The organism is Pseudomaricurvus sp. HS19 (assembly GCF_009857815.1).
Taxonomy (GTDB): domain Bacteria; phylum Pseudomonadota; class Gammaproteobacteria; order Pseudomonadales; family Cellvibrionaceae; genus Pseudomaricurvus.
In genome coordinates this window covers 1-285 of sequence record NZ_WVVW01000024.1, presented here as the reverse complement: position 1 = coordinate 285, position 285 = coordinate 1, and the positions used below count along the sequence as shown (strand labels likewise).

At 56.8% G+C, this 285-nt stretch carries 1 protein-coding gene; it reads right to left on the bottom strand.

Annotated features, from left to right (window positions below; genetic code table 11):
• Window positions 1-285: VCBS domain-containing protein (locus GSF27_RS17670; protein WP_160971390.1), on the bottom strand; the 285-nt coding region annotated here is incomplete at both ends.

Below are 285 nucleotides of genomic sequence, written 5' to 3'. Positions count from 1 at the left end.
GTAGCACTCAGGGTCAGGCTGTCGCCCGTGTCGATATCACCGAAAGTATCCGCCGGCAGCGCAAAGCTGAAGGCTGCATCTTCGGTAGCGACCTGGCTGGTGACCACATGATTCACCACCGGAGCATCATTGGTCCCGGTCAGGTGAATAGTTATGGCATCACTGCGGGTAGTGTTCGCACCGGTGGCGTCCGTCACCGTGATTGGAATCACCACATCATAGGGTTCACCCGCTGCAAGGTTCTGATAGGCTGCATTGGACGGGTCGAAGGTGTAATGACCATCC